Origin of the sequence: Microcystis sp. LEGE 08355 (assembly GCF_015207185.1) — a bacterium.
GTDB lineage: Bacteria > Cyanobacteriota > Cyanobacteriia > Cyanobacteriales > Microcystaceae > Microcystis > Microcystis panniformis.
In genome coordinates this window covers 1-1,374 of the sequence record NZ_JADEXI010000869.1, presented here as the reverse complement: position 1 = coordinate 1,374, position 1,374 = coordinate 1, and the positions used below count along the sequence as shown (strand labels likewise).

Below are 1,374 nucleotides of genomic sequence, written 5' to 3'. Positions count from 1 at the left end.
GTTTTACCTAATTTTCCAGGAAAAAGTCCCTGAATTTTCCCCCCGATCCCCGCAATGGCTGGCACTTTTTGAGGGGAAAAAAGTCTAAAAGTCTTATTCAACAAGGTTTTTAGATTTATTCAGCCAACCCTAACTAACATAAGAGAAGAGGAGGAGGAGCGAGGAAACAATTGTCCCTATTGCCTATCCGCTCCCTGTTTAAACTGTTGCCACCGATGAATCCAGCAGCACCTGTTCATTGGTGGGTAACTCCAGACAATAACCCGCACCGTAAACGGTTTTAATATAGCGAGGGTGGCGGGGATCGGGTTCTAGTTTCGTTCTCAAATGGCGAATATGAACGCGAATAGTCTCGATATCATCATCGGGATCATATCCCCAGACTTCCTTGAGAATATCACTAGGGGAAACGGTTTGACCGTGACGTTGGAGAAGACAGTGGAGTAACTCAAATTCTAGATGGGTTAACTTGACCACACTTTCAAACCAGACCGCCTCAAAACGTTCGGGAACCAGGGTTAAAGGTCCAAAACTGAGTATTTCTGAGTGTTTAGCGGCTTGGGGAATGCGATCGGTGCGTCTAAGGAGGGCGCGCACCCTAGCTAACATTTCCTCCACCTCGAAAGGTTTGGTCAGGTAATCATCGGCACCGGCGTTAAAACCTTCCACTTTATCTTGGGTTTGTCCTAAGGCTGTGAGCATCAAAATCGGGATGTCGGACGTGCGTTCATCTCGTCGCAAACGCTGACAGACGGTAAAACCATCGACTTTGGGCAACATTAAATCCAGCATGATTAAATCGGGTTGTAACTGGACGGCCAAGGCCTGGCCTTTAATCCCGTCCTCTGCGGGGTTAACGTCATAACCCGCCATCTCCAAGTTGATGGAGACTAATTCCGCGATTGCAGGATCATCATCGATTACAAGTATTCGGGGCATTACCAGAGTGTTATGACTAAGGGTTTGGGTAGGGGGTTGCTCAATGTGTTCTCGCTGACATCGCAACTATGGCTTTGTCTCTCAAGGGCCTGAGTTTAGCACAACATAAAGAATCCTGTACTGATTATAAGCATGATTGCTAAATTCGGTTTCAATTTGTGAAATTTTGCCTATATAAGTCTCCTGAATGTTAAGAATTTTTAAGAAGTGTAAACAGTGTTGGTCGAAAATTGATATTGGTGCCAGATTATACCCTCTCCTGCCCAAAGATCAACTAGGGAGCAGTTTTTCACTAATCTTTACAATTGCGCCATCTCGATGGATACCGGTTTCAACTGGCGGTCAAGTCCTGCTAGAGCTAACTTTTCCCCCCTAAGCTCCCCCGGCGGCACTGTAAAAATTCTTAATAAAATTAGCGATCGATTCAGTTTAATC

The 1,374-nt window shown here is 45.5% G+C and carries 1 protein-coding gene; it reads right to left on the bottom strand.

Annotation, left to right across the window (positions count from 1 at the left end; translation table 11 throughout):
* Positions 1-198 precede the first annotated feature (198 nt).
* Complete coding sequence (locus tag IQ242_RS24805; RefSeq protein WP_193961785.1) at positions 199-939, bottom strand: response regulator transcription factor; 741 nt, start codon at positions 937-939, stop codon at positions 199-201.
* Positions 940-1,374: the final 435 nt, after the last annotated feature.